The organism is Staphylococcus americanisciuri, from assembly GCF_024814435.1.
In the GTDB taxonomy this organism is placed as follows: Bacteria; Bacillota; Bacilli; order Staphylococcales; family Staphylococcaceae; genus Staphylococcus; species Staphylococcus americanisciuri.
The window spans coordinates 54,558-81,523 of sequence record NZ_JANUXY010000005.1; the positions used below are offsets into that span (position 1 = coordinate 54,558).

30 protein-coding genes and 1 riboswitch are annotated in these 26,966 nt (G+C 37.6%); of the genes, 5 read left to right on the forward strand and 25 right to left on the reverse strand.

Annotated features, from left to right (window positions below; translation table 11 throughout):
• Positions 1 to 27 precede the first annotated feature (27 nt).
• The 3 genes from NXS11_RS05985 (at position 28) to NXS11_RS05995 (ending at position 1,938) form a co-directional block, all read left to right on the forward strand.
• Positions 28 to 738, forward strand: a complete 711-nt coding sequence (locus NXS11_RS05985) for a hypothetical protein (RefSeq protein ID WP_259199790.1) — start codon at positions 28 to 30, stop codon at positions 736 to 738.
• 2 nt (positions 739 to 740) lie between these two features.
• On the forward strand, positions 741 to 1,223 hold the full coding sequence (locus NXS11_RS05990; RefSeq protein WP_259199791.1) for a YaiI/YqxD family protein: 483 nt from the start codon (positions 741 to 743) through the stop codon (positions 1,221 to 1,223).
• Between the two features lie 148 nt (positions 1,224 to 1,371).
• Positions 1,372 to 1,938: an LOG family protein gene (locus NXS11_RS05995; protein ID WP_259200058.1), complete on the forward strand. Its 567-nt coding sequence runs from the start codon at positions 1,372 to 1,374 to the stop codon at positions 1,936 to 1,938.
• A gap of 250 nt (positions 1,939 to 2,188) precedes the next feature.
• Here NXS11_RS05995 and NXS11_RS06000 read toward each other — a convergent pair whose 3' ends face one another.
• Complete coding sequence (locus NXS11_RS06000) at positions 2,189 to 2,488, reverse strand: hypothetical protein (protein ID WP_259199792.1); 300 nt, start codon at positions 2,486 to 2,488, stop codon at positions 2,189 to 2,191.
• Between the two features lie 88 nt (positions 2,489 to 2,576).
• Complete coding sequence (locus NXS11_RS06005; RefSeq protein ID WP_259199793.1) at positions 2,577 to 2,876, reverse strand: SA0632 family lipoprotein; 300 nt, start codon at positions 2,874 to 2,876, stop codon at positions 2,577 to 2,579.
• Positions 2,877 to 3,068: 192 nt separating this feature from the next.
• Between NXS11_RS06005 and NXS11_RS06010 the strand changes: the two genes are divergently transcribed.
• Positions 3,069 to 3,752, forward strand: a complete 684-nt coding sequence (locus NXS11_RS06010; protein WP_259199794.1) for a DUF1129 family protein — start codon at positions 3,069 to 3,071, stop codon at positions 3,750 to 3,752.
• Between the two features lie 67 nt (positions 3,753 to 3,819).
• Here the strand turns inward: NXS11_RS06010 and NXS11_RS06015 are convergent, their stop codons facing one another.
• The 11 genes from NXS11_RS06015 to NXS11_RS06065 form a co-directional block, all read right to left on the reverse strand.
• On the reverse strand, positions 3,820 to 4,314 hold the full coding sequence (locus tag NXS11_RS06015; RefSeq protein ID WP_259199795.1) for a DUF456 domain-containing protein: 495 nt from the start codon (positions 4,312 to 4,314) through the stop codon (positions 3,820 to 3,822).
• 27 nt (positions 4,315 to 4,341) lie between these two features.
• Positions 4,342 to 5,547: a sugar efflux transporter gene (locus tag NXS11_RS06020; RefSeq protein ID WP_259199796.1), complete on the reverse strand. Its 1,206-nt coding sequence runs from the start codon at positions 5,545 to 5,547 to the stop codon at positions 4,342 to 4,344.
• Positions 5,548 to 5,610: 63 nt separating this feature from the next.
• Positions 5,611 to 6,498, reverse strand: a complete 888-nt coding sequence (locus NXS11_RS06025) for a LysR family transcriptional regulator (protein WP_259199797.1) — start codon at positions 6,496 to 6,498, stop codon at positions 5,611 to 5,613.
• 130 nt (positions 6,499 to 6,628) lie between these two features.
• The gene (locus NXS11_RS06030; protein ID WP_259199799.1) at positions 6,629 to 7,204 is read right to left on the reverse strand and encodes a ribonuclease FAU-1 family protein; all 576 of its coding nucleotides are present in this window, start codon (positions 7,202 to 7,204) and stop codon (positions 6,629 to 6,631) included.
• A gap of 131 nt (positions 7,205 to 7,335) precedes the next feature.
• Entirely contained in the window at positions 7,336 to 7,809 is a 474-nt protein-coding gene (locus NXS11_RS06035; protein ID WP_259199800.1) for a cupin domain-containing protein, read from the reverse strand.
• An 18-nt stretch (positions 7,810 to 7,827) separates the two neighbouring features.
• A complete protein-coding gene (locus tag NXS11_RS06040) occupies positions 7,828 to 8,541 on the reverse strand; it encodes a YebC/PmpR family DNA-binding transcriptional regulator (RefSeq protein WP_259199802.1) in 714 nt (237 codons plus the stop codon).
• Positions 8,542 to 8,617: 76 nt separating this feature from the next.
• Positions 8,618 to 9,619 carry a HesA/MoeB/ThiF family protein gene (locus tag NXS11_RS06045; RefSeq protein WP_259199803.1) on the reverse strand — a complete coding sequence of 334 codons (1,002 nt, stop codon included), beginning with the start codon at positions 9,617 to 9,619 and terminating at the stop codon, positions 8,618 to 8,620.
• Positions 9,619 to 10,386, reverse strand: a complete 768-nt coding sequence (locus NXS11_RS06050) for a thiazole synthase (RefSeq protein WP_259199804.1) — start codon at positions 10,384 to 10,386, stop codon at positions 9,619 to 9,621. Before NXS11_RS06050 ends, NXS11_RS06045 begins: the two co-directional genes overlap by 1 nt.
• Before the next feature lies 1 nt (position 10,387).
• On the reverse strand, positions 10,388 to 10,591 hold the full coding sequence (gene thiS, locus NXS11_RS06055) for a sulfur carrier protein ThiS (RefSeq protein ID WP_259199805.1): 204 nt from the start codon (positions 10,589 to 10,591) through the stop codon (positions 10,388 to 10,390).
• Position 10,592: 1 nt separating this feature from the next.
• On the reverse strand, positions 10,593 to 11,189 hold the full coding sequence (locus NXS11_RS06060; RefSeq protein ID WP_259199806.1) for a thiamine phosphate synthase: 597 nt from the start codon (positions 11,187 to 11,189) through the stop codon (positions 10,593 to 10,595).
• An 82-nt stretch (positions 11,190 to 11,271) separates the two neighbouring features.
• Positions 11,272 to 11,382, reverse strand: a riboswitch (TPP riboswitch).
• A gap of 80 nt (positions 11,383 to 11,462) precedes the next feature.
• Complete coding sequence (locus tag NXS11_RS06065) at positions 11,463 to 12,089, reverse strand: Bax inhibitor-1/YccA family protein (RefSeq protein WP_259199807.1); 627 nt, start codon at positions 12,087 to 12,089, stop codon at positions 11,463 to 11,465.
• A 263-nt stretch (positions 12,090 to 12,352) separates the two neighbouring features.
• Here NXS11_RS06065 and NXS11_RS06070 point away from each other — a divergent pair, with 263 nt between their 5' ends.
• Positions 12,353 to 13,198: a LysM peptidoglycan-binding domain-containing protein gene (locus NXS11_RS06070; protein WP_259199808.1), complete on the forward strand. Its 846-nt coding sequence runs from the start codon at positions 12,353 to 12,355 to the stop codon at positions 13,196 to 13,198.
• Positions 13,199 to 13,497: 299 nt separating this feature from the next.
• Here the strand turns inward: NXS11_RS06070 and NXS11_RS06075 are convergent, their stop codons facing one another.
• From NXS11_RS06075 to NXS11_RS06130, 12 genes are all read right to left on the reverse strand, one after another.
• Positions 13,498 to 14,496, reverse strand: coding sequence for an inorganic phosphate transporter (locus NXS11_RS06075; protein WP_259199809.1), 999 nt, complete (start codon positions 14,494 to 14,496; stop codon positions 13,498 to 13,500).
• Positions 14,497 to 14,509: 13 nt separating this feature from the next.
• Entirely contained in the window at positions 14,510 to 15,127 is a 618-nt protein-coding gene (locus tag NXS11_RS06080; RefSeq protein WP_259199810.1) for a DUF47 domain-containing protein, read from the reverse strand.
• Positions 15,128 to 15,434: 307 nt separating this feature from the next.
• A complete protein-coding gene (locus tag NXS11_RS06085; protein WP_259199811.1) occupies positions 15,435 to 17,336 on the reverse strand; it encodes an FtsX-like permease family protein in 1,902 nt (633 codons plus the stop codon).
• Complete coding sequence (locus NXS11_RS06090; protein ID WP_259199812.1) at positions 17,326 to 18,087, reverse strand: ABC transporter ATP-binding protein; 762 nt, start codon at positions 18,085 to 18,087, stop codon at positions 17,326 to 17,328. Before NXS11_RS06090 ends, NXS11_RS06085 begins: the two co-directional genes overlap by 11 nt.
• 104 nt (positions 18,088 to 18,191) lie before the next feature.
• Positions 18,192 to 19,214: a sensor histidine kinase gene (locus NXS11_RS06095; protein ID WP_259199815.1), complete on the reverse strand. Its 1,023-nt coding sequence runs from the start codon at positions 19,212 to 19,214 to the stop codon at positions 18,192 to 18,194.
• The gene (locus NXS11_RS06100; RefSeq protein WP_259199817.1) at positions 19,201 to 19,881 is read right to left on the reverse strand and encodes a response regulator transcription factor; all 681 of its coding nucleotides are present in this window, start codon (positions 19,879 to 19,881) and stop codon (positions 19,201 to 19,203) included. The genes NXS11_RS06095 and NXS11_RS06100 overlap by 14 nt, the downstream gene beginning before the upstream one ends.
• A gap of 559 nt (positions 19,882 to 20,440) precedes the next feature.
• The gene (locus tag NXS11_RS06105; protein ID WP_259199818.1) at positions 20,441 to 21,508 is read right to left on the reverse strand and encodes a YkvI family membrane protein; all 1,068 of its coding nucleotides are present in this window, start codon (positions 21,506 to 21,508) and stop codon (positions 20,441 to 20,443) included.
• 376 nt (positions 21,509 to 21,884) lie between these two features.
• The gene (locus tag NXS11_RS06110; protein ID WP_259199819.1) at positions 21,885 to 23,318 is read right to left on the reverse strand and encodes an MDR family MFS transporter; all 1,434 of its coding nucleotides are present in this window, start codon (positions 23,316 to 23,318) and stop codon (positions 21,885 to 21,887) included.
• Between the two features lie 187 nt (positions 23,319 to 23,505).
• Entirely contained in the window at positions 23,506 to 24,006 is a 501-nt protein-coding gene (locus NXS11_RS06115) for a hypothetical protein (RefSeq protein ID WP_259199821.1), read from the reverse strand.
• Positions 24,007 to 24,116: 110 nt separating this feature from the next.
• Positions 24,117 to 25,133: a FecCD family ABC transporter permease gene (locus NXS11_RS06120; protein WP_259199822.1), complete on the reverse strand. Its 1,017-nt coding sequence runs from the start codon at positions 25,131 to 25,133 to the stop codon at positions 24,117 to 24,119.
• Positions 25,130 to 26,131: a FecCD family ABC transporter permease gene (locus tag NXS11_RS06125; RefSeq protein WP_259199824.1), complete on the reverse strand. Its 1,002-nt coding sequence runs from the start codon at positions 26,129 to 26,131 to the stop codon at positions 25,130 to 25,132. The genes NXS11_RS06120 and NXS11_RS06125 overlap by 4 nt, the downstream gene beginning before the upstream one ends.
• A 24-nt stretch (positions 26,132 to 26,155) precedes the next feature.
• Entirely contained in the window at positions 26,156 to 26,959 is an 804-nt protein-coding gene (locus NXS11_RS06130) for an ABC transporter ATP-binding protein (protein WP_259199825.1), read from the reverse strand.
• Between the last annotated feature and the right edge of the window lie 7 nt (positions 26,960 to 26,966).

Consider the following 26,966-nt stretch of genomic DNA (forward strand, 5'->3'; position numbering starts at 1 on the left):
CAATCAAATAAATTGGAGGCAAATTGGATGAATAAAACAATTAGAATGCTTATCAATGTACTCCCTGTTCTTCTCGTACCACTTATTTTAGAACGTCAAAAGTTTAAAAAACACCCTGAAGTTCAAAAAACTGTCGCAACATCAAAAGCTGTTGCGCGCCAAACTAGTCGTGCTATCACTCACGTAAAAACATATGTTAAAGCTAAACAGGCTGAAGCTGAGCAACGTGCGCTACATCCTGACAATATGCACGCTCGTGGTAAAAAATTAGCTAAGAAAAATAGCAAAAACATTCATAAACTCGATAAAAAGCTTCAAAAAGTAATCGATAAAAGACAAAAAGATGAAGAAAAAGTGCGCGTCCGTCGTCAAAAAGCAATGAAAAAAGACATGGCGCGCATGCAAAAATATGCGAAACACGTAGGCTTTGTTCCTAACTCTATTGATTCTGATATCGAAGCACATGGTAAGCAACTCGCCAAACGCAATAAAAAAGATATTCATAAAATGGATAAAAAGCTTCAAAAATCAATTGGAAAACGTCATAAAGCAGAAGACAAAATTCGTGAAAAACGCCAAAAAGTCATGAAAAAACAGCTTCAAGCTTTGCAGCAATATAATGTAAAACAAGCTCATCATCGAAACGTACCTCGCATTAAAACATTATCTGATCGCCATAATACTAAGGATACGAAATACCGAAGTGATCAAATACACAACCTATCCCCTGATTTATAAAGATGATAACACGTATATTAGTTGATGGAGATGCCTGCCCTGTTGTCGATACAATTGTTGAAGTATCGGCACAAGTAGCTATCTCTGTTTTATTATTCCGTAGTTATGATCACTTCACTTATAAAATGTATCCGGAACATGTGCACATAAAATATATCGATGGCGGTCGAGATGCTGTTGACTTTGCACTTTTACACGAAGTACAACATACCGATATCGTTGTGACACAAGATTATGGTTTAGCAAGCCTCGTGCTCAACAAGGCTACTACTGTCCTTCACCATACTGGCTATCAATATACGACTCAAAATATCGAACAGTTACTGTTACAACGCTTCTATAATCAGCAAGAGCGTCAAGCGACGAAACGTTACGGTAAAGGACCTAAACCTTTTACACACGCACAGCGTCAGACCTTTAAAGCAAGCTTGCTTCAGATATTAAAACAACAGACACTTGATAAGTCAGCGCATCATGATACATGATAAATGTCATATACGCGAAAAATAAGTGATGACGATCGACTCATATCAAAGCCAGGTGGCATCACTTTATAAGAAATCATAAAATGTGATACGTTATAGTCGTGTAACAAAAGCATATACAATCTAAAGAGGAGATGGTATGATGACGATTAAACGAATTGCAGTATATTGTGGCGCAAGCAAAGGTAAAAATCCAAAATATGTTGAAGCTGCCTATGAACTTGGTAAGTATTTTGCTGAACAAGACATTGATTTAGTCTTTGGTGCTGGCTCTGTAGGCATTATGGGCGCCATTCAAGATGGTGTCCTTGATCATGGAGGCAAAGCAATTGGTGTTATGCCCAAGCTACTCGATGAACGTGAAATTACAAGTCAAAAAGTATCCGAGTTAATTCTCGTTGATTCGATGCATGAACGCAAACAAAAAATGGCTGAATTAGCTGATGCGTTTGTTATTGCACCCGGGGGCGCTGGCTCTCTAGAAGAGTTTTTTGAAGTGTATAGTTGGGCGCAAATTGGGCTACATCAGAAACCAATTGGTATTTATAACATCAATCATTTTTATGATCCCCTCCAACGACTTTTCCAGCATATGATTGATGAAGGATTTATTGATGCCAAATATCAAAATCTTGCACAGTTATTTGATTCTCCAGAGGCATTATTAACAGGATTGCAACAAGCAAAACCTATCTCAACGCGTACATATGATTAATCAGCAATCGATAAAGTAGACTGTTCAGCTTCTGTAATGAAAAGATAATGATAAGTAGCTCGTTTTGTTTATATTATAGTTCTAGTTAAGTTGGATTTAGCGTACAGTCCATGGTGATTGTGCGCTTTTTGCATACTAAAAAGCAAAAGGCAGAATGGCTAATTCATGCCATTCACCACAAAAGATGTAGAATCTAAATAAAAGCGTTCCAGCCTATTGTTTGCTGTAGAACGCTTAAGATACCTATTCATTATGCTTTTGAAATATAGCTAATAAGTTGAATTTTCACCGGAACTTCTTTCAAACGCGCTTTGTTATAGTTTTTAACCACTGTAAAAACTGCATCAATATAGTCATTACGGTGTTTCAAGCGATACGTCGCTCTATACGTTTCCCAATCATGAGAGAAGTTCGGCTTTAATGCAATCATGCGATCAAGTTCTCCTGTTGAGTCATAAAATTCATAGCCTGTAATATTCTCTAGCTCTCTCCCCAGTGTGATGAGTGACATTTCACGACCTTCTAAAAGTGCAAATTCTTTTTCATACATAGCCTGTTCCTCTTTTCTGTTCATTCAATTCCTAGTTATTCCATAATACCCTACATATTGTATCAACAAACCCTATGTAATATGTAGCTTATGATGACTTACTATTTTGTGATTTGTCGTCTTTGTTCGTCTTTGAATGCGCCTTCGATGATGATTCATCTTTTGCTGTATCGCTTTGGTTTGATGATTGTTGAATTTTTTCTTCTGCTGCACGGATTTGATCATCGAGCTTGCTGCTTTGTTCTTTGAGTTTTTTGTTTTCTTCTTTTAATGTTTTTTGTTCTTTTTCCAATGATTGAATTTGATCTTGTAGTTTTGCTTTTTCGCTGTTGCCACATCCTGACAGAACCAGCATTCCCATCAGCAGCATAACGATGAATTTTTTCATTATTTTCTCTCCAATATTTACATTGCTATTGTTTTATTTTAACATGACTTTCACATTCAAGTATAGAAATACAGGACATCAAAATCTTATGTTTCTCATATGCGTTAAAGGCAATATATTGATTTATTGCTTTAAAGTCGTCATAATAGAATCTGTTTAGAGTAGCTCTATCAGCAAAGGGATGTGCCCAATATGAAAACAACGAATGAATTGATGAAAGAAAATAATGTTAAGTCATTGCGCTTAAACAACACAGACCGTCAAATTTTTGAGAGTTATATGACTTATGTCCGCGCTGATATGCGTGTCAATGCATATGATTCTGAAAAAGTACTACAGAATATCCTGACACATCTACTGAAAGCAGAGAATAAAGGAATGCATGCGATGGACTTTTTCAATCACGATCCTAAACGTCATGCCAATGAGACGATAAAATCTCTACCCAATCATACACTGATTAACATATGTCATTATATCTATGAACATATTATTTTTTTACTTGGCTTATTTTGCTTCTTAAAAGGATTTCTTGGTTTCTTTATTAATGATACACGTGTTTTCATTTACACATTTCCATTAATATTGATTACCGGTCTATTGGTTATTTTTCTTTTTGTCTGGACCTGCTTTAAAATGGTGCAACTACAAGCTTTTCAATATTCTAGACTCGCTTGGCTCGCCGGTTATTTGGTGCTTATCAGTTTGCTCGTTCTCATGTTTCAAATTTTCTTTTTTCCACAGCACATGTTTCAATTCGGTCCGTATATTCATATCAGCAACTGGACCTTTATTTTGATGTCTTTTGTTATATTGCCAATCGGTCTCTATATCAATAGCAGGCTTCAACAAAACAATCGTGCCTCATGGCGTTAAATAGTAAATGGGATAGCCAAGACTACCAAATGTCTTGTTGCTATCCCATTTTTTATTCTTTATACAGTTACATCAACAATGCATCTATTAAAAACCAACTTATCATCAATGTCATAATGACAGCTTGTACTACTGAACTTGTCAAAATGGCAGCCAATGCACCGACACTCGCTTTCATTGCAGACCGTACGTCAATGCCTTGCAAAAGCTCAATCACTAAAACTGCCACAAACGGGACAATAATTATACCAAATGGTGGCAAAACAAACGCACCAACAATGACACCTATTAAAGCCGCCCATTCACCTTTTTTAGATCCACCAAAACGCGTCACAAAGTAACGGCTGAGCAGCAAATCTGAAACAAAAATCAACAATGTCCATACAATTGCTGCACTCCAGAACCACCATGACAGCGTGTCACTGTTAATCCCAAATTGATAAATAAAAAAGCCAATCCATAACATGAATACACCCGGTATCACTGGCTTAATCAAGCTGATAAAACCTAAAGTAAACGCCAATACAATCAATAACCACAGCATCATTTGTAAGCCATCCATCTCTCTATCTCCTTTCTATCAAAGCATTTACGCTTGAACACGTGCTGTTACCTCTTTTTTCGTAAATAAAATCAAAATAAATCCACACGCGAGTGAGAAAGCAGAGACATAAAAGACATTTCCTAAGCCAACCCAGTTACTCATCGCACCACCAAGCAAGTTACCAAGCAATTGACCTATTACCATTGCATTCGCAAACAAGGTTGACGCATAACCTGGAAATTGAGGCAAAATATCTTGGAAGTAACTAATTCCAATACCTAATAATACCGCTAAAAATGATGCTAATAAAACTTGTCCTACCAACATCATATGGACACTTTCAAACAGACCGATGCTCGCAAAGAACAAACTTCCACAGATAGCAGCAATTGCGAGTAATGTACGTGTCGATACTTTGCTCGCCACAATACCTAAAACAATCATAAATGGGACTTCTAAGCCAGCACATAAACTCGCTAAATGCCCAACATATTTTTCATCTTCATGTAAATACTTCGTCACGTACAATGGCATATTCAACGTATACATCCATTGACCAATATGCAGCAAAATAAATGCTAAAAATGGCACAATTAAATAGGTATGCGTTAACATAGATGGCGCATTTTGTTCGGTATGTGGACTGTTACTAACAGGTTTGGCTGCTTTAACGTCTTTGAAGAAGAACACTTGTAGGACAAGGGTTGTCAAAATAATCGCAACTGTCCCACCGAATAAGCCATCGTATCCCATTGATTGATTTAAAATATTCCCGACTAACGGTCCAAATAGAAAGCCGAATGAGAACATAGATCGCAATACGGAATTGGCGAAAACCGCACGACTGCTGGAGGTAGATTGATTAATGGATTCACGCGCTGAAGCGTATAGTTGAGGCATTGCTGGTGCAAATAATCCTTGAAATAGTGCATATAAAATAATAAATAGTATAATATTGTCCACATAAAATGGTAAAGAAAAGCTAATAGCGCCCATCAATAATGCACCGATGATGATCGCTTTTCGATTGATCGCATGTGTATCTGAAAAACGTGCAACAATCGTATTCATTGTAAATTGACTAATCGCCGCCAATGCTAATAATAGACCGAATTGGTTCGTCGTCATTCCTAACTGATTCGTTGCAAATAAGACGAAAAATGGTACAGTCACTGCAATACCCATACCGATTAACATCATATTGACGACAAATAATTTATAGTTTTTAATCGTTAATAATTCACGAAACATTATATTCTCCTTTTCTAATATGTCCTGATTACCAACAACATCTGACTGTTCAAAGTGGGCACACTATGCATCAATCATGCTGTGTCGTCCTTTTGTTTCTTTAATGTAGCTTTTTAACACGCCAATAAACGCACTGACTTGTGGCAACTGCATCATGCTCATATCATAACTCAAATACGTAGCACGCACGAGCGGACGCTCTTCAATATCAACCTTAATCATTATAAATTGATCAGGGTCTAAATCTTTCGTCATAATCTCTGGAAGTATCGTCACACCTACACCGCTCAATAATAATGCCTTACATGTCGCAACTTGATCTACCTTGATTCGTGCATGATAATCCTGCGACATATGCTGATAATACCAAGTTTTGATTTGATTAATGTATACCGGATCTGCTTGAAATTCAATAAACGGCAATTTATGCAACTCAGCTTTTTTATTTTTCGGGTAAATAAAATAATGTTGATCGTCCATCAAATGATCATTATGTTTGTTTAACAATTGATTCCCACGCACAATCATAATGTGGTAATCATTATAATGTTTTTTAATATGGTCACTTGAACCAACATGCAACTTGACTTCAACATTTGGATATTCAGAAGTATAGCGACTCAATACCTCAGGCAGTAATGTTTGTCCTACTAACGATGAGCAACCGATTGAAAGATTTCCATTAATAGCACCAATATGAGCTTTGATCTGATCTTTAAACAAATGCTCTTGATTTAACATCTCTTTGGCATGTGCAATCACCATTGCACCTTCCGTAGTTGTAATTAGCTGTTTCTTCGTGCGAATAAATATCTCCACACCAAAGTAACGCTCAATCGACTTTAAGCGCTGTGTTACTGCGGGTTGTGAAATATATAATTGTTCAGCAGCCTTACGCAAAGTTCTGGTTTCATCTAATGTGATGAGTAAACGATAATCATCCATCTTCATCACGGTTCCTCCTCTACAAGTTCACGTTAAATTTTAGTCTATCGTCGCATAAAGAAACACTAGACGACACACTACGCGCCCAGCGTACAAAAGCATTGCGCATGTCAAATACGACTTCGATACGCATCCATCAACGAATCTTCGTATATCCATGCCTACGATGTTTCTTATGGCGAATTTTGTTAAAACAATACATCACTTTTTCCTGAATACCCTCAAAATCTTCATCAATTTGTATCATCAATTGATGGGCAATAATATACGCCTCATGATACTGCTTGCGTGTGATTTTCTTAGCGTGTAACGCACGCTCCAAGTCATCTTGATCAACAAGTTCATAGCGACCATCTGGCAAAGCTAACACATCCAAACATAAATCTACCGTGCGTGCTTTTCCTTTTTGTGTGATGTTCTTCAAATTAATATCAAAATAATACTGTAAAGGACGACCTTGAGGATTAAACATCACCGTTAAACTATAACGCTTTTTCTCCGGCACAATTTGCAGCCATTGGTATTGTTCATCTGCTACAACCATCTGCTTGCCCAACACCGTCACTTCTAACGGTTCTCTCACTTTATTAATTGTAATCAAACCAATGATTCCTTTGAACTTATTGTTATTTACCTTCACTTCTATATAATCACGGTCTAAGAGGCGACGCCAGTGACGCTTATCTATATATTTTACTTTCACCGCAACCATCCTCCTTTCGTTTATTATATAAAATTAAAAGAACCCTGTCACTCGTTCAAGCAGATACTTCGACAGTTGCCCAAAGAAACACCCTGTTCTTACCAATTGTCTACTGATAAGAAAGGGTGTTTCTACTTCATTTATGATTCTTTGGCATAGCGTCGAATAACATCTTCATGTTCAGGATATTCCGCTAACAATTCCGCTTGTGTATAGAGCTTGAAATGTTCAAATTGAAATGCAGGTTGTACCATGCAACCTACCACTGCAAACGCATTAGATTCCTCAATCGAAGAGGCAAAAATAGTGTGTTTCGGTACAACATATTGCAATACCTCACCTTGATCAACATTCAATCCTAACTTCATAGTTTCATAGGTATGATCCGGATGAATCATATGAATCGTCAATGTTACTCCTGCATGAAAATACCATATCTCATCAGCATCTATTTGATGAAAATGAGAGATATTCGTATCTTCTAAAAGAAAATAAATACTAGAATAATTCGGACGTTCTCCTTGTGTATCGGAGCTTAAGATTGTTTGACGATAATAACCACCCTCAGGATGTGGCGTTAATGCTAAATTTTCAATCCAATCCTTCACTTCCATAGATGAACCTCCCTGTTATTATAATGCTACGTTGTGGTATACATGTTGTACATCTTCAAGATCTTCTAATACATCGATTAGTTTTTCAAACGTTGCTAAATCATCACCCGATAACTGAACTTCAGATTGTGGCAACATTTCTAATTCAGCCACTTCAAAGTCTTGAACACCCAACGCACGTAATGCTTGTTGTACCGCTGCAAATTGATCTGGCTCAGCATAGACGATTGTTAGCCCACCTTCTTCAATAACATCACGGACATCGATATCTTGTTCCATCAATTGTTCTAAAACTGTATCTGCATCATAACCTTCAAATGCAAATGTTGCTGTGTGATCAAACATATATGCAACTGAGCCTGACACACCCATGTTACCGCCATTCTTACCAAAAGCAGCACGTACATCAGAAGCTGTACGGTTAACATTATTCGTTAAAGCATCAACGATTAACATAGAACCACTTGGACCAAAGCCTTCATAGCGTAACGCATCAAAGTTCTCCTCGCCGCCACCTTTTGCTTTATCAATTGCTCTATCTATAATATGGTTCGGTACAGAATATGTTTTTGCACGCTCTAAGACAAACTTTAATGCTTGGTTAGATTCCGGATCTGGTTCACCTGACTTCGCCGCTACATAAATTTCTTTACCAAACTTTGCATAAATACGGCTTGTGTTCTTATCCTTTTGTGCTTTTTTCTCCTTAATGTTATTCCATTTACGTCCCATTCTTCCATCTCGCTTTCAATTGCTTTTTAGATTACCCCTTATTATACATGGTATTTTTAACTGAAAGCAACACGTGTCAATCAGGAACGACTATGAATAACTGCTGACACAAACTTTCTGCTTCATCAACAGTAGCAGCACCATAGATGAGTATCCGACCATCCTGATATAAGGTCATCTCATATCCTTGATACATTAAGCGTTTCACATAAGCATTTGCAACTGTCACCGTCACTTGTGGCTGTAATGGTGCTTGAAAATAGTGTGGGGCTAAACGGAATTGAAATGCTCCCCCACAGAGTGCACGGACACGATCAACATGCATGTGTCCAAGTCGTTGATACTGTTGGCGTGCACAAACCATACAGTCCTCTTCTTTCAACGCCGAGATATCTACCGTACGCATTTTGCCACGATATATATCGATGGACATCATTTGACTTGTCAATGTCCCATGCATTATATATCGGAATACTTCTGCAACCATTAAGCTACACGCTATATGGACAGCTGGTGGTAATACGCCATTGATTTCACAACGCTCCATTGTTTCCGGGACTTCTGGCAAGATACATTGTAAACAAGGACCATCGTTATGAATGGGTAAAATACTTACTTGGCTCCCAACGACTGCACCGTAAATATACGGAATGCTGAGCTTCCTTGTCGCTTCATTCAATAAATAGCGCATATCAAATGTATCCATACCGTCTAATACGATATCTGGCTTAGCTTCTTCCAATATCGCTAAAATATTTTGTGGTGTTATCTCTTGATTACGTGCAATTACTTCTACCTCTTGATTCATTGCTTGTAGATGACGCTGTAACGCTATAACTTTCGGAAGCATTGCCTCTGCGTCTTTCTCTATATAACCACTTTGTCGATGCAAATTGGACAATGTCACAATATCTTTATCAACAAGAGTAATATGCCCAACACCACTGCGTACAAGTTGTTCTGCGACACCACTACCAAGTGCACCAACGCCCATGACGATCACACGTAGCTGTTGTAATTGTCGCTGACCGTCCATACCAAAATGAGGATATTGGATCTGTCTATCATAGCGCGTCATTACAAAAAGCCGAGTCCTTCTGATGGGCTAGACTGCACCGCATTGTATTTAATTGGAATACGACCTGCTTCATAGCTCAATCGTCCCGCTTCAATCCCTTTTTTCATCGCTTCTGCCATTTTAACTGGGTCTTTAGCACGTGACACTGCTGAATTCAATAAAATGGCATCTGCTCCGAGTTCCATTGCTTCAGCACAGTCTTTAGCCGAACCAATTCCCGCATCAACAATAACAGGAACATTACTTTTTTCAATAATATAACGCAAATTAAGTGGATTGCTAATACCACGACCTGTCCCTATTGGTGACGCCAATGGCATAATCGCATGTACACCTAATGCTTCTAAACGACGTGCCAACACAACGTCATCTGAAATATATGGACAGACAATATAACCTTTAGCTAACAACATCTCACATGCTTTATACGTTTCAAATGGATCTGGTAATAACGTATCGTCATCGCCTATAACTTCTACCTTAATCATATCGCATACGCCCGCTTCATTTGCCAACTCCGCAATGCGCACTGCTTCTTCTGCCGTTTTTGCACCTGCTGTATTAGGAAATGTCACAAACTGCTCTAAGTCGACATTCGCAAGTGGGTTCGGTAAATCACGATCATACAAATGCATACGGCGCACCGCAAACGTTAATACTTCTGTTCCTGAAGCCGCAATCGCTGCACTTTGAACGTGCTCGTCATCAAACTTTCCTGTCCCTAAAAATAGTCTTGATTGAAATTTTAAATTACCAATATTAAACATGCTATCCGCCTCCTACAAATTCTAATAACTCTAAACGATCATCTGGACGTAAATACGTTGTCGCCCATAATGAACGTTTCACAACCGCTTCATTATGTTCTACTGCCATGCGTTTCGCTTCAATACCAAAGTGATTCAACACATCTTGAATGGTCGTCTCAGACTCAAATTGCTGGCGCTCACCATTCACATAAATAGCTATCATGTCATTTCCTCCCTCTTTTGATTATCTGCCACTGTTGTACCATCACATCAAACGTCTCCTTTGATGTCTCGAATGCGCTTCGAATACAAGCAATCCCTGCAAAATGTGATGTTACGTCTGATACAGTCGCCATATCTATGCCACCAATTGCGATTAATGGCCACTGTACCGATAATGCCTGTCTCTGTTCTTCAATTGTGCGTGGCGCTTGCCCCGGTTTTGAAGCCGACGAAAAAATATGACCGTAGATACCAAAATCTAAATAATGCTTACGCGCTTCTATAATACTTGCCATACAATGGACAGACATGCTAACAGAATAAGATGGGTTTTGATCTTTCAATCGATATGCTGTTGTATCGCCTTCTCTAAAGTGCAAGCGTCGAATGCCTAAGCGTTTTGCCAACGTAATATCTGTATGCACAATCACTTTAGACTTTGGAAAGCCTGTATCTAACAACATCACAATCCAATGCGCCAACATTTCTTGCCCCATCGGTGTGCGTAATATGACACCAGATATTCGTGGCGCAATACACAACAAACGCTCAATATGCTTCATCGTTAGATTTTCGTACGGTGTCACTACAATAATCATGTGACGCCTCCTTATTTAAAATGAATGCCAAATAAAAAAACCACCTTTCTACACAACAGTAGAAAAGTAGCTTTACATCTATGCTTAAGCAAAACCACTTTCCTACGCCAGTACTAACTGGATCAGGTTCAGGAATTTTGAATGAAGTATTCAATCTCAGCCGACACATCTCGCGGCACTTCCAGTGGATCATTTTGTATTCAATTGATAATTACTGTATGTCTTTCTATTATTATCATAGTAAAAAGTTGTCTATGAATCAATGAAAATTCATTATTGTCGTCGCATCGTTTGTGCTAAGTTTAGAGCATGACGAATAATACGGAATAAGTTTAGAAATAAGTTGAAACCCATTTCTCTTGGCGCAAAGGCACCACGCTTTAATCTGTTGAAGTCATACAATGTATACAGTAGGAAAAGTAATAGTCCCACGACTGAGATTACTGTGTATAGCATTGGAATATGAAAAATCCATGCGACAATACTCATACAAATCAAAGCAATTAACGTTACAAACAAGTATCTTCCCATACTTGAGGCATCACGTATTACGAAAAAGCCGAGCACACCGAATACGACAAAACCTGTAATCGCTAATAAAACCACCATTAAAAATGTCTGTGCCCCGAGATCTGCCAGCGAATATATAAACGTCGCATATGACAGCAGCCCTACGACAATCGTGTATATATGCGAAATAATAGGCCCACTAAAGCGCGCACGTTGTACGACCATTGTGACAAGTATAAGTAATGCTAGGGCGATAGACATCGGTTGACGCCATGCTGCCGGCAAATATTGTCCAAAATATACAGATATCCCAAATATCAGCCAATAGTACATAAAAAATAACCAAACTTGACCATATCTAGACGATCTTGTTTCTGTTCTTGCGTTCATAAAAATCTCCTTTTGTTAAGCATTTGCAAAGTAAAAATGTTACAAAAATATTGAATGATACTAAAGGTGAATACAGACGTAATATACCACATGTTAACAGGTTTAATCGTTTTCTAACAAAATGAATGTGACACCTAAACATTTTAAATTCATTACAGATTCGTAACATCTCCCACAAATGAATAGATATTTGATAATATATACAAGAATAACAGAATAAGCGTACAAAATATACGGATATAGATATATAAGGAGGCAATACATTGAAAAAGTTCGCATTTGCACTTACGGTAACATCCGGAGCGGCAGCGGTTCTTGCACATCAAGACGCACAAGCTTCAACACAACACGCAGTACAAGCAGGTGATTCGTTATGGACAGTTGCAGCACAGTACGGAACAACAGTTGATGCCATCAAGCAAGCGAATGGCCTAACAAGCAATATGATTTTCCCTGGACAAACGTTATCAATCGGTGGCGATAACGCCGTTCAAGACACAACACAATATAATGGTGTGTCAACAATGAGCACGTCAGGTAGTGGTCATACAGTTATAGCTGGCGAATCTTTAAATATTATTGCTGCACAATATGGCGTATCTGTTCAAGATTTGATGAATGCAAATGGCTTAAGTGGCTATTTGATTCATCCGAACCAAACATTACAAATTCCTGGACAATCAGGTTATGCGGCAACAACGACTGCTAATACAGCAAGTGCGGGTGGCGCAACTGGCACAACACAAGCTAACGGTGGTTATAGTTCTCCAACATTCAACCATCAAAACTTATATACTTGGGGTCAGTGTACTTGGCATGCTTTCAATCGTCGCGCTGAAACAGGACAAGCTATTAGCACATACTGGTGGAATGCAGATCACTGGGCAAACCGCGCAATCGCTGACGGTTACACTGTAAACAATATTCCTCAAGCAGGTGCTATCATGCAATCATACGAAGGTCCAGTTGGTCACGTGGCATATGTTGAACGCGTCAATCCAGACGGTAGTGTGTTAGTGTCAGAAATGAACTACAACACACCTCCAGGTCAAGTGGGTTACCGTACAGTTCCAGCTTCACTTACAAGCTCATATAATTACATTCATTAATAGTAAAAGCGGACGTGTGTACACATTCATTGGCATGCGTCCGTTTTTTATATTCGATTCTACAACCATTATTCAATATGTGAAGTACTTATGATGAACTCAAAAAGGAACATCATTCGATTAAAGACTAGAACATTAACGGAAAATATTACCCAGAGTGGGAAGAATGTTTAAAAAGCAGTAACTGACTGGCGTAAATATACTGGCAAACCTGTGAACGTGATGCCACACATATTTGAAAGGATTAGTAATACAACAAAGGATTGAGACTTTTATGTGCCTCAATCCTTTGTTTTATACTATAAAAATAGACTTAATATGAAATAAATCAATCCTGCAAGTACCGCAGAAATTGGTAATGTAATCACCCATGTTACTATCATACGTTTCGCAGTATTCCAATGAACACCTTTAATACGATTCGCAGATCCTACCCCAAGGATAGAAGATGATACAACATGTGTTGTAGAGAGTGGAAAATGCAAAGATGACGCAACAAAAATGGTTAACGCTGATGATAAATCAGCCGCCGCACCATTTGCTGGACGAATTTTCATGATATTACCACCCACGGTTTTAATGATTTTCCAACCACCGACTGCTGTACCTAAGCCCATCGCTGCCGCACAAGATACTTTGACCCACAATGCAGGTTCAACACTCGTTTGCATACCCGATACAATGAGGGCCATCGTAATAATCCCCATTGACTTTTGTGCATCGTTTGTACCATGAGAAAACGATTGTAACGACGCTGTAAAAATTTGGAAATAGCGGAAGTTACGATTCGTACGCGCCAAGTTTGCATTTTTAAACACACGCTTCACAATTGAATACATAATATAACCGACTGTAAATGCAATGACTGGTGACAACAATAATACAAGAACAATTCTTGTGAAACCTTGATAATGTAATACGCCAAAACCTGCTGATGCGATAGCTGCACCTGCAATTGCGCCGATTAAAGCATGTGATGACGAGCTTGGAATACCATAATACCATGTTACTAAGTTCCAAATAATGGCCGCCAAAATCGCTGCAAGTACAACGGCCAAACCATTATCAAGATGGAAAGGATTAACGATTTCTTTCGTGATTGTCGATGCAACACCCGTGAATGTTAACGCACCGATAAAGTTCATAATCGCCGCTAAAAAGATGGCATGTCGCGGTGACAGTGCACGTGTTGAAACGGCTGTAGCTACTGCATTCGCTGTGTCATGAAATCCATTGATGAAGTCAAAAACTAGCGAGAATATAATAATAGCTACTGTTATAAACATCAAATACTCCATAAGTGAGGACTCCTTAGCTATTTTTCATGATAATTGTTTCAAAGTTGTTTGCGACTGTTTGACAACGATCCGCGATATTTTCCAAGTTTTCATAGATATCTTTAATTTTAATTAAAGTAATCGGATCCGTTTCGCTATTAAAGATGTGTTTAATTGATTGACGCAAAATGCCGTCACAATTTGTTTCATATTCTTTAATATTAATAGAATGTACACGCATATGTGACAATTTTTTCTCAGTCATCAAACCAATAGCTAATTTCATTTCCCCAATGGCTTTTTGGATGTTTTCCACAAATTCCAACATGTACTCATCTGAATATTCAATTGAGTACATTTCAAACATTGCCGACGTCTCCTCCATCGCATCAAGTACGTCATCAATCGCATTACATAATGACATAATATCTTCACGCTCGATTGGTGTAATAAATGTTTGGTTCAAGTCTGTAATAACTTGATGCATCAAATCGTCTCCGTGAGATTCGTACGTCTTAATGTTTTCGGCATAAGTTCTCAAATCTAGATGTGTTTTAAAATCCATCTTGCCGAACTCAACTGCAGCTCGATCCAAGTTGAAAATCATATCCTCTAGACGTTCCATGAACTTATCCTTTTTTTTCCTAATCATGTTAAATCCTCCGATCAGCGATTGGTACAATCACTTTGATAGTTGTTTTGTTAACTTTATTATAAAACAGTGTGAATTCATTGTTAACCTATAAACATATAGATTGTCCCAAATTGCCGTTTGTTTATTCAAATGACTTGACGTCACTTGTTTTCATTAAGATTTCATAATACCTATTTGAAAGTATCACATATTCTGGCAACCGACAATTACATTTACAAAACCTTAACATTTTTTTTACTTATCACTATAGGATAAACAGACACCCCAAACATTGTTCTTGATTGTTTGGGGTGTTCACTATTTATTAAATTGTAAACTTGACTGTTCTTTTAGCATGAATAAATGCGATAATCGCAAACACTGCGTAGATAACCGAATAAATACCCATCATGATAAATGCAGGTATCAAGGTTGGACTATCATTGATCACATTGAATGCCTTCGATGCAAAATAAGCATGGCACAGTCCAACAACTAACGGTAAACCAAAGTTAAAGATTGTTTTCAACGCTAATCCTTTTGTCATATCTTGATGCGTATAGCCGATTTTACGTAATATTTGATAATTGTGCATCTCGTCTTCTGTTTCATCCATTTGTTTAATATAGATAACACAACCGGCTGCAACAAGGAATGCCACACCTAGGAAACTGCTGACGAATAAGAACATACCTGTAAATTTCAGTGTTTCTTTTTCAACTTCTGAACGTGGGTCTGGATTGGATTTGTTGATTTTTTTATTCAATGAATCTGCAACTTTATGAGCTTTGTCAGATTTCAATTCAAAACCAATCTGTGTTGCTTGTGGATGCTCATCATCATTAACATTCGCTAGCTGTAATTGTTCAAATGTCTTATCATTGACAACTGCAACTGGACTACCAACTACAAGATTATTTGCGATAAGATTCTCCTTGCTAACCTTACTCACTTTGAGTGTTTTTTGGTACGCACCTTTCCCTAATTGAAGCATCATACCTTCATCAATTTTTGTTGCTGTCTGCGTTATACTAAACATATTGATGAATTGCACTTCATCTTGTTTGACATGAAAGCCTTCTAATTCTGAATCGCGCACAATATCTACCGCTTCAAAATATCTTACTGATTTATTATTTATTTTAATCGGTACGCTAACAAGATGCTGCATATACTTTTTATATGGTATATCTTGTTCTTTCAACGCTGTTTCAAACGCATTTGCATCTTGTTGATTAAAGTATGTGTACTCATACGGTGATGTTAAATTCACATTTTTTTGTGCACTCGTATAACCAAGTCCAGCCCATGACAAAATACTAATGGTAATAGCAGAAATAATTCCAATCATCGTTAATGAAAATGCATTCTTCTTCATGCGGTGCATAATTGATGATGTAAATACGACATCCGTCACAGTCACGTTCCCTTTTTTATTCTTTTTCAATGTTTTGAAGATAAGTGACACGGAACTTCTGAAGAAAAAGTATGCTCCTACAACTGTAAGAAACAAGATAGCAAGTGCAATAAAAAAGAGAGCACCGATTAAATATTCATTTTTAAACATGATTGTTGATAAATAGTAGCCTGAACCAATCATGAAAATACCTAGTACGCCAAAAATCACTTCTATTAATGTAATACGAGGGACAGTTGCTTCTGATTGTTGTGCGTCATTCATTAATTGCACGATAGAACGTCGTTTCACAAAAGTAAGACTTTGTAACATGATTAATAGCCATGCTGCAAGAACAAGAATCAACGTCACACTAACTGCTTCAAACTGAAAACCCATCTTAATATTGATTGGAATATCGAGTGCTTTTTTGACGATTAATTGTAATAAGCGTGAACCGAGAGCACCTATCACGACACCTATGATTGTCGTCGATAGAAAAATAGCCATTTGTTCAATCGCTAGCATACGCATAAGATCTCGACGTGACAAACCAACTAATTGGAATAAAGCAAAACTTTTGGCACGTCTTTTAATAAAGAGACGATTGGCATACATGAGAAAGAAGAGAATAATTACAAATAAAAACTTTTCACCGATGCTCGCACCTTTTGTTAACATTACATCGCCTGTTGACGCAACTTCATCTGTATATTTCAAGGTAACGAAACTAAAATACATTGTAATGCTAATAATTAATGAAATAAGATAGATAACATAGTGCTTCATATTTTGTAATAAATTTTTGATGACGATTTGATTAAAGTTCATACGTCACACCACCTAAAACACTTTGATTATGAATAATTTCTTGATAAAAGTGTGAAGTCGGCTTGTCTCCTTGGAAGAGTTCCGTGTGAATTTCACCATCTTTAAGCATAATCACACGATCTGAATAACTTGCTGCCACTGGATCATGTGTCACCATCACAATTGTTGTTCCCATGTCACGATTGATTTGTTCCAGACGTGTTAGCAAGTCTTGTGCACTTTTTGAATCAAGCGCACCTGTTGGTTCATCTGCAAAAATAATAGCTGGCTTAGCAATCAATGCGCGTGCCGCTGCTGTTCTTTGCTTTTGACCACCAGAAATTTCATTCGGATACTTGTTACTAAGATCTCGAATACCTAATGCTGTCGTCACTTCTTCATAACGACGTTCTTTTTCCGCTTTACTTAACTTCATAATAGAGAGTGGTAACATAATGTTTTCACGTACAGTTAATGTATGCAATACGTTGTAGTCTTGGAAAATAAACCCAACTTCTTGTTTACGGAAGTTCGATAATTGTTTATTAGACATCCGTGTAATATCTTGACCATTCACTTCAATCTGACCATTCGTCACATAATCAATCGAACTTAACACGTTGAGTAATGTTGTTTTACCAGAACCTGAAGGCCCCATAATCGATACGAAACCACCTCGTTTCACTTCAAAGTTAATATCTTTTAACACTTCAAAAGTATTCTTGCGGTTTCCATATACTTTTGTCACATGTTTCGCATTTAAAATGGACATATTATGCCACTTCCTTTGTTTTTTGTTACATTTATCATAACGTTTTCTTTCGCCGATTGCGTTTGAATCATATAACAAAACGCATCCCTCATGTGACAATGTTGTCACTTCGACATGCGTTGCGTATGCTTGTTCTGTTTTGAAAAATACAATGTCACTGTGGTTCCATGTCCAACTTCTGACTGCACGTCAATCGTAAGTCCCAGTGCCTCTTTAATACTGTCAACTAAGTATAATCCCATACCTGATGCATTTACTTCTGACTCCGGTGCCGTTCCTGTAAAACCACGCAAAAAGATTCTTGGCAAGTCATGTGCAGGAATGCCACACCCTTCATCTTTTATTGAGAGCGATACATGTTCACAATCAACCGCCCCTGTAATTACAATATCTCCTGTATTTGAATACTTTACCGCATTGGAGATAATTTGACGTAACACCATTTTGAGCCAACGTTTATCCGTATACACTTCTATCTCCGGTGTGACTTGTATCTCAAACCCAATTTTTTTACGCATGCTAATGTGTTGCGTTTTACGTACTTCTTCAACGACTAATTGGCGTAATGACGTCACTTCAAAAAACATATCGTGTGCTCGATGATTCAATCGAGATAAAAACAATTGTTGATCTAACATATAAGCAATGCGCGACCATTCATACATCAACTGTTGACGTCTCGTAAAGTCGGGCTCCTGTTCAATCAATAGCTTCAGCGCTGTGACAGGCGTTTTAATATCATGTACGAATTCCGTTACAGACTGTTCATTCTTATTCAACCAATGTCGTTGTTCTTCTAAAATGTGTTGTTGACTCATTAATTTTCCTTCAAGATAATCAAGTGTTAGCTTCTCAAATGGACTTTCTGCATAATCTCGATGACGTATTTCACGAATGCTAGCCCCTTTCGCTAACTTAATATAAAATTTCATTTCTTTATAATAACTAAAAATCAAATAAAAGAAGATAATGACAACTTGTAAGCCAACAACGAACCAAACACTGTCTATTGCCATGCGGTCATCTAAATAACCAACACCTACTAATATTGCATCTAATAGTACCATTAGCAGCAACCATGAACGGCGCTCTAAAATCCATAATGTCCACCACTCAAAGTGTTTCATGTGCCATATAACCCTTTCCAATTTTTGTTTCAATCGCCATCTGCATATCAAATACACGCAACTTTTTACGCAAGCGATTAATATTAACCGTCAATGTATTATCACTTACGAATGCTTCATCGTCCCATAAAGCTGTCATTAATTCATCACGTGATACAATCTGATTCTTTTTCGCTAAAAGCACTTCTAAAATCAACATCTCTGTTTTAGACAGCATAATATTTTCACCATCACGTTCAATACAATCTTTCGCCAAATCAACAACACACCCTTGCCACATCAATGTTCGCTTTGCTTCTTGATTATATTGATATACACGTCGATAGATTGCTTGTAATTTTGCGACGAGTACAGGCATATGAAACGGCTTCTGCATATAGTCATCTGCTCCTAACTCCATACTCATTACTTGATCCATCGGGTTATCACGTGAAGATAGAAACACGATTGGTACATTGGATTGGTTTCTAATTTGGCGTGTCCAATAAAAACCATCATATTTGGGTAATGTCACATCCATAATGACAATTTGTGGCGCGACTTGTATATATGTTTGTAATATAGCACTGAAATCTGTTACTGCTGTCACTTCAAAATCCCATTGTGCAAGTGAATCTGTAATTTGTTGACACAATGTTTGATCATCTTCAACTAAGAGTATCTTCATTGCTTATCACCCTCATCCGTCTATCTTAATCCTTTATATCTAATATAGCGATTTTTATACCAGTTGTCGCTTGCTAAGATATATCACACTTATTTTACACCTCAACAATCAAAAACTGAGAAAATATTCACCACAATATCTTTATCACTTTGATCTCCTAAACACCAAAAATCACTTACAAATACATTTGCATCCCCTAAGTGTGATTTCGAATGGTCTTATTTTCATTTTTATAGGAGTGGGTGTGAAAAAATCTTGGAAAAGTCTATTTTCATGCCTACCCAGCGACCGCTTTTTTTTACAACATTTTCTTACTTTGGATATCGTTTTCTGTTAATATCCCATTCCTTTTTTATTCAAGTATTAAAAAAGCGCACAATCACTATGGACTGTACGCTAAATGAAGACAGCTATTTCAACTTAACTGGAAACCACACTAGGTATTTATCACTATCTTTCCATCCTAGAAGTAGAATAGCCAAAGAATCAAAAACCATCTTTTATTGAAGTAGCGCTTAACAAATTTTCCTTTCTCGGGAATTGTCACATACCTCAACGATTAAGCAATAAATTTCTTATCTTGTGATTTTCTATAAATATATTTTACGATAACACCTACAACGATGATTAAACCAATCGCTCCCATGATTGGGTATACATACTGAATTAACACTTCGAAACCTGCGAAACTTAATCCGTATGCAAGTGGTACAATGATTGAAATCATAATATAGTACTTTTTAGAATAAGGGGTTGTGAAACGTGCAGCGAATGAATATGATAACCCTAAAATGGTATTATACATAACTGCAAGCATAACGATAGATAAAACAAATGTTAAAATAGGCGAAATGCTATTTGCTAATACAAGCGTTGGAATGGCTGAGTCTTGAATACTTGGATATTCTGATTGTAATGCAAAGTTAATCAATCCTAATAATACTAAGTAGACGATACCACCCATTAATCCTCCCATACCTGATACCATTCGTTTAGATGCATCACCGCCGATTGCAACAAGCGTACTAAATCCTACAGCAAAGGCTAGTCCACCGTAGTTGAATCCTTTCCAAATACCCATTAATAAATTAGGTTCTTCCACAACACTATTAATTTGTGAGAAAGAGATAGAACCTTTAAATAGGTATGTTGCTGCAATAATCACAACTAAGACGATTAACACCGGTGTTACTACACCAAGTGCCCCGACAATTTTGTTGAAATCCATCAATAATGTTAAATAGACAAGCGCACACATAATTAGTGCACCTAGCCATACTGGAATATTAAAACTCTCTTGGAATGTAGAGCCTGCACCAGCAATCATCGTAATAGTCACTGCAAAGAGTGATAAGATGAGAATATAGTCAATGATTAAACCAAACTTCTTACCAAATAAATACTCAAGTGTCGTTTCATGATTATCTGCGTCAAATGCTGTACCGATTTTCGCAACTTGACGACCAATAAATGTTAAAATCAATCCTGAAATAATAACACCAATGTATGAATAAATACCATATTTACTGAAGAATTGTAGTACTTCTTGACCTGTTGAAAATCCAGCCCCCACTACAACTCCGACATAAGCAAAAGCAATTTTGATTGCTTCTCTATATTTTTGCATCTGTTTTGACCTCCTCAACTTGCAAAACACGTTAAACATTAAACCATAATATACGATTTATTTCAAACTTAGCTCCAAGAACAAAATCCTCAAACCCATTGGTATTAAAGGGGTTAATGTCATATACTATAAATTTTAAGCGATTTATTCATACACTAATTTGTATATCAATACATATAATTACAGTTAAAACGTATGAATATACAACAAAATTGGCAATCTAACTGATATTGCATTAAATTTCTTAATTATTTATTGAAACAAATGATAAAAAAAGTATTTTTAGAGTTTTAAATAGTAAATCAACACCGAAAATAAAAAGTACGCCGACAATCAATGATTCACACCATCATTTTGTCATACGTACTAATGTTGTTTACGATACTGCTGAGTCGTTCTCCGCTTCACGTGATGCATTTGTTAAAGTCGCTGCAATCACAATACCAATAACAATAAGTGCAATCGCAAACAAATATGCTGCATGCATCCCTGTTGTCATCGCTTGATTTGTTACAGTTTCTGTCACCTGTGCATGCTTGCTCATCTCATTGTTCTGTACACCAGTTAAAATGCCTACAAATACAGAAATGCCTGCTGCACCGGCAAGTGGTTGTAATACATTAAAAATTGCTGTACCATGTGGATATTTATCTTTTGGCAAGGCGTTCAAACCATTCGTACTTGCAGGCATCATAATCGCTGCAACAGCAACCATCAATAGCATATAAGCTACGATAAATTGCCATACCGGTACGCCAGGGTGAATCGTTGTGTAAAAGATTAACACGACTAATAAGGTAATCAAGCCTGGTAAAATCATCTTACGCGGACCAACGCGATCAAACAAACGCCCCATCACCGGTGAAAGCAAACCATTCAATAACGCACCTGGCAATAAGATAAGACCTGCTAATTTTGCAGAGAAGCCCATAGGTCCTTGGAGATACATCGGCATCACGATTTCAGATGCAAACAAACTCATCACAACTATAATAAAAATCAACATACCACGTCTGTAATTACGAATACCTAAAACACGAAAATCTAAAATTGGTATCTCCAATGTAAGTTGTCGCCGGATAAAACCAACAATACAAAGAAGACCAATTATGAATGGAAGCAAAATTTGTACAGACATTATGCCCGCTTCAACTGAGCTAACTGTTGAAACGCTATATACCACACCTGTAATACCAACTGTCGAAAGCATCACGGACAACACATCAATTTTAGGTCGCGTCACTTCTCCAACGTTTTGTAGATAACGCATTGCAAATATAAATGTAAATATCATAAACGGAATAACACTAAAAAATAACCAACGCCACCCCAAATAATCTACAATCACACCGGATAATGTTGGCCCGATGGCTGGTGCGAACATGATAATTAAACCGAATAATCCCATGATACGACCACGCACTGATACATCAAACATCAATAGCATTGCATTCATAATTAACGGCAACATCAAGCCTGTTCCAAGCGCTTGAATCATACGTCCTGTTAAGAGCATAGGAAAGCTCACTGCCATACCTGAGACGAACGCTCCTAAAGTAAATATAGCAACTATTGCTAAAAACAAACGACGCGTTGTAAACCACTGAATAATCAAGGCGGACAACGGCGATACGATAGCTGTTACCATCATAAAACCACTCGCCATCCATTGCACTGTTGTTCTAGATATATTGAATTGCATCATCAACTCTTGTAAAGCGATATTGAGCAAAGTTTCATTCAAAATCATAAAAAAAGCACCAATCAAAAAGACTGTCATAATGATTTTGGTGTGTTGCTGTTCTGCCATCTTATCTAACTCCTTTAATTAAAGTAACTTTGCTATTATAACGACTTATCATAGCAATGGGAAAAGTTTTGCTCAATTTAATTTGACGCTAATAAAAAAGCTAAGTAAGCACTAAACTCATATCGTTGTATGAGTAATAGGCTACTTAGCTTATATCATTATTCATAGTTTTTTCATGCTTTGGTATTTATTTAGCATCTTTAAAAGCATTTAACTGATCAAAGTCTACTACCACTTGATCCATGCGCTTAGCTGTTTCTTTCAGTACATTGCGTGCTACCTTGTTATTTGGATCTAACTTCAATATGCGCTTTGCAGTATTGAAAGCTTGTTTGTCTGAAATGACCGGTTCAGGAATCGCATGTAATAATAACATCTGCAATAAACTCTTAACTTCTTGTCCATCTGTTAAAGCAATAGAGGCCTCAGCATGATAGTAAGCGGCATCCATTGCACCTGGTACATCACTGAGTGGATACACGAGTAACAGAAAGGCAAGGTCATGAATTTCAGATGTTTCATTGCCTTTAATCATATCGAGAAGACACGTATAATACATCACACTTTCTTGTTCATGTGCGCTTGAGATGAATGCTTCTTCAAATGCTAGAAAATCCGTTGCAGCCATTAAATGTTTAACTGATTCAAATTCACCGTTCAATACATGGTTTTTGATTAAATCCTTCATGGCTCTCCTCCCGAACAATATCCTATCTTAATGTCAGTACTCCTAGTGTAACACAAAATGAATCCAAACGCTTACAGATATATCAAGAATTTAACAGTTTTCTTAATTATTTATACAGCACGCGTACGATACATAAGATAAAGGAAATAAGGTGCACCGATAATGGCTACTATTACACCTGCTGGCACGCCAGTTGGCTGTAAGACAATTTTGCCAATCGTATCTGATATAACGAGTAACACTGCACCTACAATCAATGCAATCGGCAAAAATAATTGATGACGTGGTCCGACAATAGATTTGGCAATATGTGGTCCCATCAAACCGATAAATCCAATAGCACCTGTCACAGATACAGCTGCCGATGATAACATGACGGCGATAAACACAAGTATTAAACGTTCTCTATTCAATGGTACACCTAAACCGACAGCAATATTTTCATGTGTATTCAATATGTTGAGCGCTTCTGCTCTATAAAATACATATGGAATAAGGACAATCAGCCATGGTAAGAAAACCCATACGAATGGCCAACTATCTCCCCAGATGTTACCTGCTAGCCATGTGGCAATAAACTCTGATTGATCACGATCAAATGTCGACATAATCGTTAACGCACCACCTGACAATGCCGTAGACACACCAATACCTACAAGCACCATACTCGCTGGAGACAATCCTTTCTCGCCACTGTAACTAAACGTAAAAATAAAGAGTGCTGTTAATAAACCACCTACCATACTAATAAATGGTAATACGTATACAAAAGTGTCAGCACTAATATGACCGATAGCGATAAACAATGCGATAGCAAAACCGCTTCCTGCATTAATTCCCAGTATACCAGGTTCCGCTAGCGGGTTTTTCGTCACACTTTGTAAGACCGCACCGCTCATACTTAACGCCATACCTGCAAGAAACGTAATCAATACACGTGGCAGACGGAAATCAATCAGAACCAACTGATCAGCATATTCTCCATTGCCTATTAATGTTTGTACAATTTGAGTGAAAGACATGGCATATTCGCCTGTTGTCATGCTCCAAATAACACTTGCAATGAGCAATAGCATTGAAACGCATAATGTAATACGCTGTTTAAGCTTGTGCTGAGGATGAATCATATCGTGCGTCCCCCTTTTCTAATTAGATATAAAAAGTATGGAACACCAATAAATGAAATAATGGCACTCATAGGCGCTTCCCCTAGCATACGAGCCAACAAATCTGCTAATAATACGAGACTACCACCGAGAACTGCAGACATAGGCAATACTTTCACATAATCTGTTCCAACTAGAAATCGTACAATATGCGGTACAATTAGACCGACAAAGGCAATTTGCCCAACCATTGCTACTGAAATCCCGGCAAGTAGCATTGTCAAAAGTAAACTAGCAAGTCGAATCTTTTTGACATTCTGCCCGAGACCCGCAGCCAGAGCATCCCCCAAGCTTAGTATCGTAAGCTGTCTGCTCATCAATATCAGTAATATAATGGTTAAGAGTACAATAGGCGCACTTATCATTACTTGTCGCCAGTTCGTTCCTGACACACCACCTGCACTCCAAAAGTTAATGGATTGATTCAGGCGAAAAATCAAAGCAATCCCTTGACTTAAAGCAGTTAGCAATGCACTTACCGCTGCTCCGGCAAGAATCAAACGCATTGGATTAAAGCCATCGCGTCTCGATGAACCAATCATGAGTACCATGATGCCACCAAATATAGCTCCTACAAAACCAGCACCTATCAGTATTAAAAATGGTGCACTAGGAAAAAAGGCAAAGGTCGTCGCTAACGCAAAAGCTGCACCCGAATTTAGACCGATTAAACTAGGATCCGCTAATCCATTCTTCGTCACACCTTGAATCACTGCACCCGCTGTAGCTAGAGACATACCAACTAACACCGCACCAATATTTCGTGGTATACGAATTTCTGAGATAACATTGTGCGCTTGGTTCGTTGGATCGTAATGAAGAACTGCTTCCATAATAGTAGCAACATGTACATGCGCCTCACCCACAACTACCGATACAATGAATAAGATGCCTAATAAGCACAGGCCAACCAGAAATTGCAATGTGAAGTTAAGATTACTAATTTGTTTTCTTTTCATTCATGACTTCCTCTATATTTCTCGTTATATTTTTTCATAGTGTTTACATAATAGGTTGTATGTGACTAACATAGGTTTCCCTGTTTTTGGATCCGTACTTAATTCTGCATCGATGTTAAACACTTCTTCCAATATTTCGTTATTCAATACCTCATGCGTTGTACCTTGCTTAATAATCTTCCCATTTTTCATGGCTATCAAATGATCAGAAAAACGAATCGCTTGGTTGATATCATGTAAGACCATAATAATAGTTGCCCCATGTTCAGAATTTAATTGTTGTACGAGTTCTAAAATCTCTAACTGATGAGAAATATCTAAATAAGTAGTAGGTTCATCTAAAAAGATAATGTCTGTTTTTTGTGCTAAAGCCATCGCTATCCACACACGTTGTCGTTGTCCACCGCTTAGATCATTAACTGCACGATGTTTAAAATCAATCGTTCCCGTAACACGCATGGCCCAATCAATTTCTTCTTTATCTTGTTCACTCAACCGACCAAATCCTTTTTGATGCGGAAAACGACCATATGAAACCAATTCACCTGCTGTTAAGCCATCTGCTACGTCAGGTGATTGCGGCAGAATCGCAATCTTTTTGGCAACTTCTTTAGTAGGCTGTGATTGAATATTTTTGCCATCCAAACAAATCTCTCCATGCTTAGTATTCAACAAACGTGATAGTGCCTTTAGTAATGTTGATTTGCCGCAACCATTCGGTCCGATAATTGACGTAATCTGACCATCAGGTATGGCAACATCTAAATTATTCACAATCACACGCTCACCATAACCTATCGTTACATTTTTCCCCGTTAATCTGCTCATTTGACTC

Excerpts from the sequence above, each read along its gene's own strand:
- NXS11_RS06125 (WP_259199824.1), bottom strand. The coding sequence starts at position 26,131 with ATGAAAAGAAAACAAATTAGTAATCTTAACTTCACATTGCAATTTCTG.
- NXS11_RS06120 (WP_259199822.1), bottom strand. The coding sequence starts at position 25,133 with ATGATTCATCCTCAGCACAAGCTTAAACAGCGTATTACATTATGCGTT.
- NXS11_RS06080 (WP_259199810.1), bottom strand. The coding sequence starts at position 15,127 with ATGATTAGGAAAAAAAAGGATAAGTTCATGGAACGTCTAGAGGATATG.
- NXS11_RS06100 (WP_259199817.1), bottom strand. The coding sequence starts at position 19,881 with ATGAAGATACTCTTAGTTGAAGATGATCAAACATTGTGTCAACAAATT.
- NXS11_RS06065 (WP_259199807.1), bottom strand. The coding sequence starts at position 12,089 with ATGAACGCAAGAACAGAAACAAGATCGTCTAGATATGGTCAAGTTTGG.
- NXS11_RS06060 (WP_259199806.1), bottom strand. The coding sequence starts at position 11,189 with ATGATTATTGTAGTGACACCGTACGAAAATCTAACGATGAAGCATATT.
- NXS11_RS06000 (WP_259199792.1), bottom strand. The coding sequence starts at position 2,488 with ATGTATGAAAAAGAATTTGCACTTTTAGAAGGTCGTGAAATGTCACTC.
- NXS11_RS06010 (WP_259199794.1), top strand. The coding sequence starts at position 3,069 with ATGAAAACAACGAATGAATTGATGAAAGAAAATAATGTTAAGTCATTG.
- NXS11_RS06105 (WP_259199818.1), bottom strand. The coding sequence starts at position 21,508 with ATGCAAAAATATAGAGAAGCAATCAAAATTGCTTTTGCTTATGTCGGA.
- NXS11_RS06040 (WP_259199802.1), bottom strand. The coding sequence starts at position 8,541 with ATGGGACGTAAATGGAATAACATTAAGGAGAAAAAAGCACAAAAGGAT.
- NXS11_RS05985 (WP_259199790.1), top strand. The coding sequence starts at position 28 with ATGAATAAAACAATTAGAATGCTTATCAATGTACTCCCTGTTCTTCTC.
- NXS11_RS06020 (WP_259199796.1), bottom strand. The coding sequence starts at position 5,547 with ATGTTTCGTGAATTATTAACGATTAAAAACTATAAATTATTTGTCGTC.
- NXS11_RS06090 (WP_259199812.1), bottom strand. The coding sequence starts at position 18,087 with ATGTCCATTTTAAATGCGAAACATGTGACAAAAGTATATGGAAACCGC.
- NXS11_RS06095 (WP_259199815.1), bottom strand. The coding sequence starts at position 19,214 with ATGAAACACTTTGAGTGGTGGACATTATGGATTTTAGAGCGCCGTTCA.
- NXS11_RS06050 (WP_259199804.1), bottom strand. The coding sequence starts at position 10,386 with ATGTTTAATATTGGTAATTTAAAATTTCAATCAAGACTATTTTTAGGG.
- NXS11_RS06025 (WP_259199797.1), bottom strand. The coding sequence starts at position 6,498 with ATGAAGATGGATGATTATCGTTTACTCATCACATTAGATGAAACCAGA.
- NXS11_RS06005 (WP_259199793.1), bottom strand. The coding sequence starts at position 2,876 with ATGAAAAAATTCATCGTTATGCTGCTGATGGGAATGCTGGTTCTGTCA.
- NXS11_RS06045 (WP_259199803.1), bottom strand. The coding sequence starts at position 9,619 with ATGACGCGCTATGATAGACAGATCCAATATCCTCATTTTGGTATGGAC.
- NXS11_RS06075 (WP_259199809.1), bottom strand. The coding sequence starts at position 14,496 with ATGGAGTATTTGATGTTTATAACAGTAGCTATTATTATATTCTCGCTA.
- NXS11_RS06115 (WP_259199821.1), bottom strand. The coding sequence starts at position 24,006 with ATGAAGGATTTAATCAAAAACCATGTATTGAACGGTGAATTTGAATCA.
- NXS11_RS06130 (WP_259199825.1), bottom strand. The coding sequence starts at position 26,959 with ATGAGCAGATTAACGGGGAAAAATGTAACGATAGGTTATGGTGAGCGT.
- NXS11_RS06035 (WP_259199800.1), bottom strand. The coding sequence starts at position 7,809 with ATGGAAGTGAAGGATTGGATTGAAAATTTAGCATTAACGCCACATCCT.
- NXS11_RS06085 (WP_259199811.1), bottom strand. The coding sequence starts at position 17,336 with ATGAACTTTAATCAAATCGTCATCAAAAATTTATTACAAAATATGAAG.
- NXS11_RS06110 (WP_259199819.1), bottom strand. The coding sequence starts at position 23,318 with ATGGCAGAACAGCAACACACCAAAATCATTATGACAGTCTTTTTGATT.
- thiS (WP_259199805.1), bottom strand. The coding sequence starts at position 10,591 with ATGATAGCTATTTATGTGAATGGTGAGCGCCAGCAATTTGAGTCTGAG.
- NXS11_RS06015 (WP_259199795.1), bottom strand. The coding sequence starts at position 4,314 with ATGGATGGCTTACAAATGATGCTGTGGTTATTGATTGTATTGGCGTTT.
- NXS11_RS05990 (WP_259199791.1), top strand. The coding sequence starts at position 741 with ATGATAACACGTATATTAGTTGATGGAGATGCCTGCCCTGTTGTCGAT.
- NXS11_RS06030 (WP_259199799.1), bottom strand. The coding sequence starts at position 7,204 with ATGGTTGCGGTGAAAGTAAAATATATAGATAAGCGTCACTGGCGTCGC.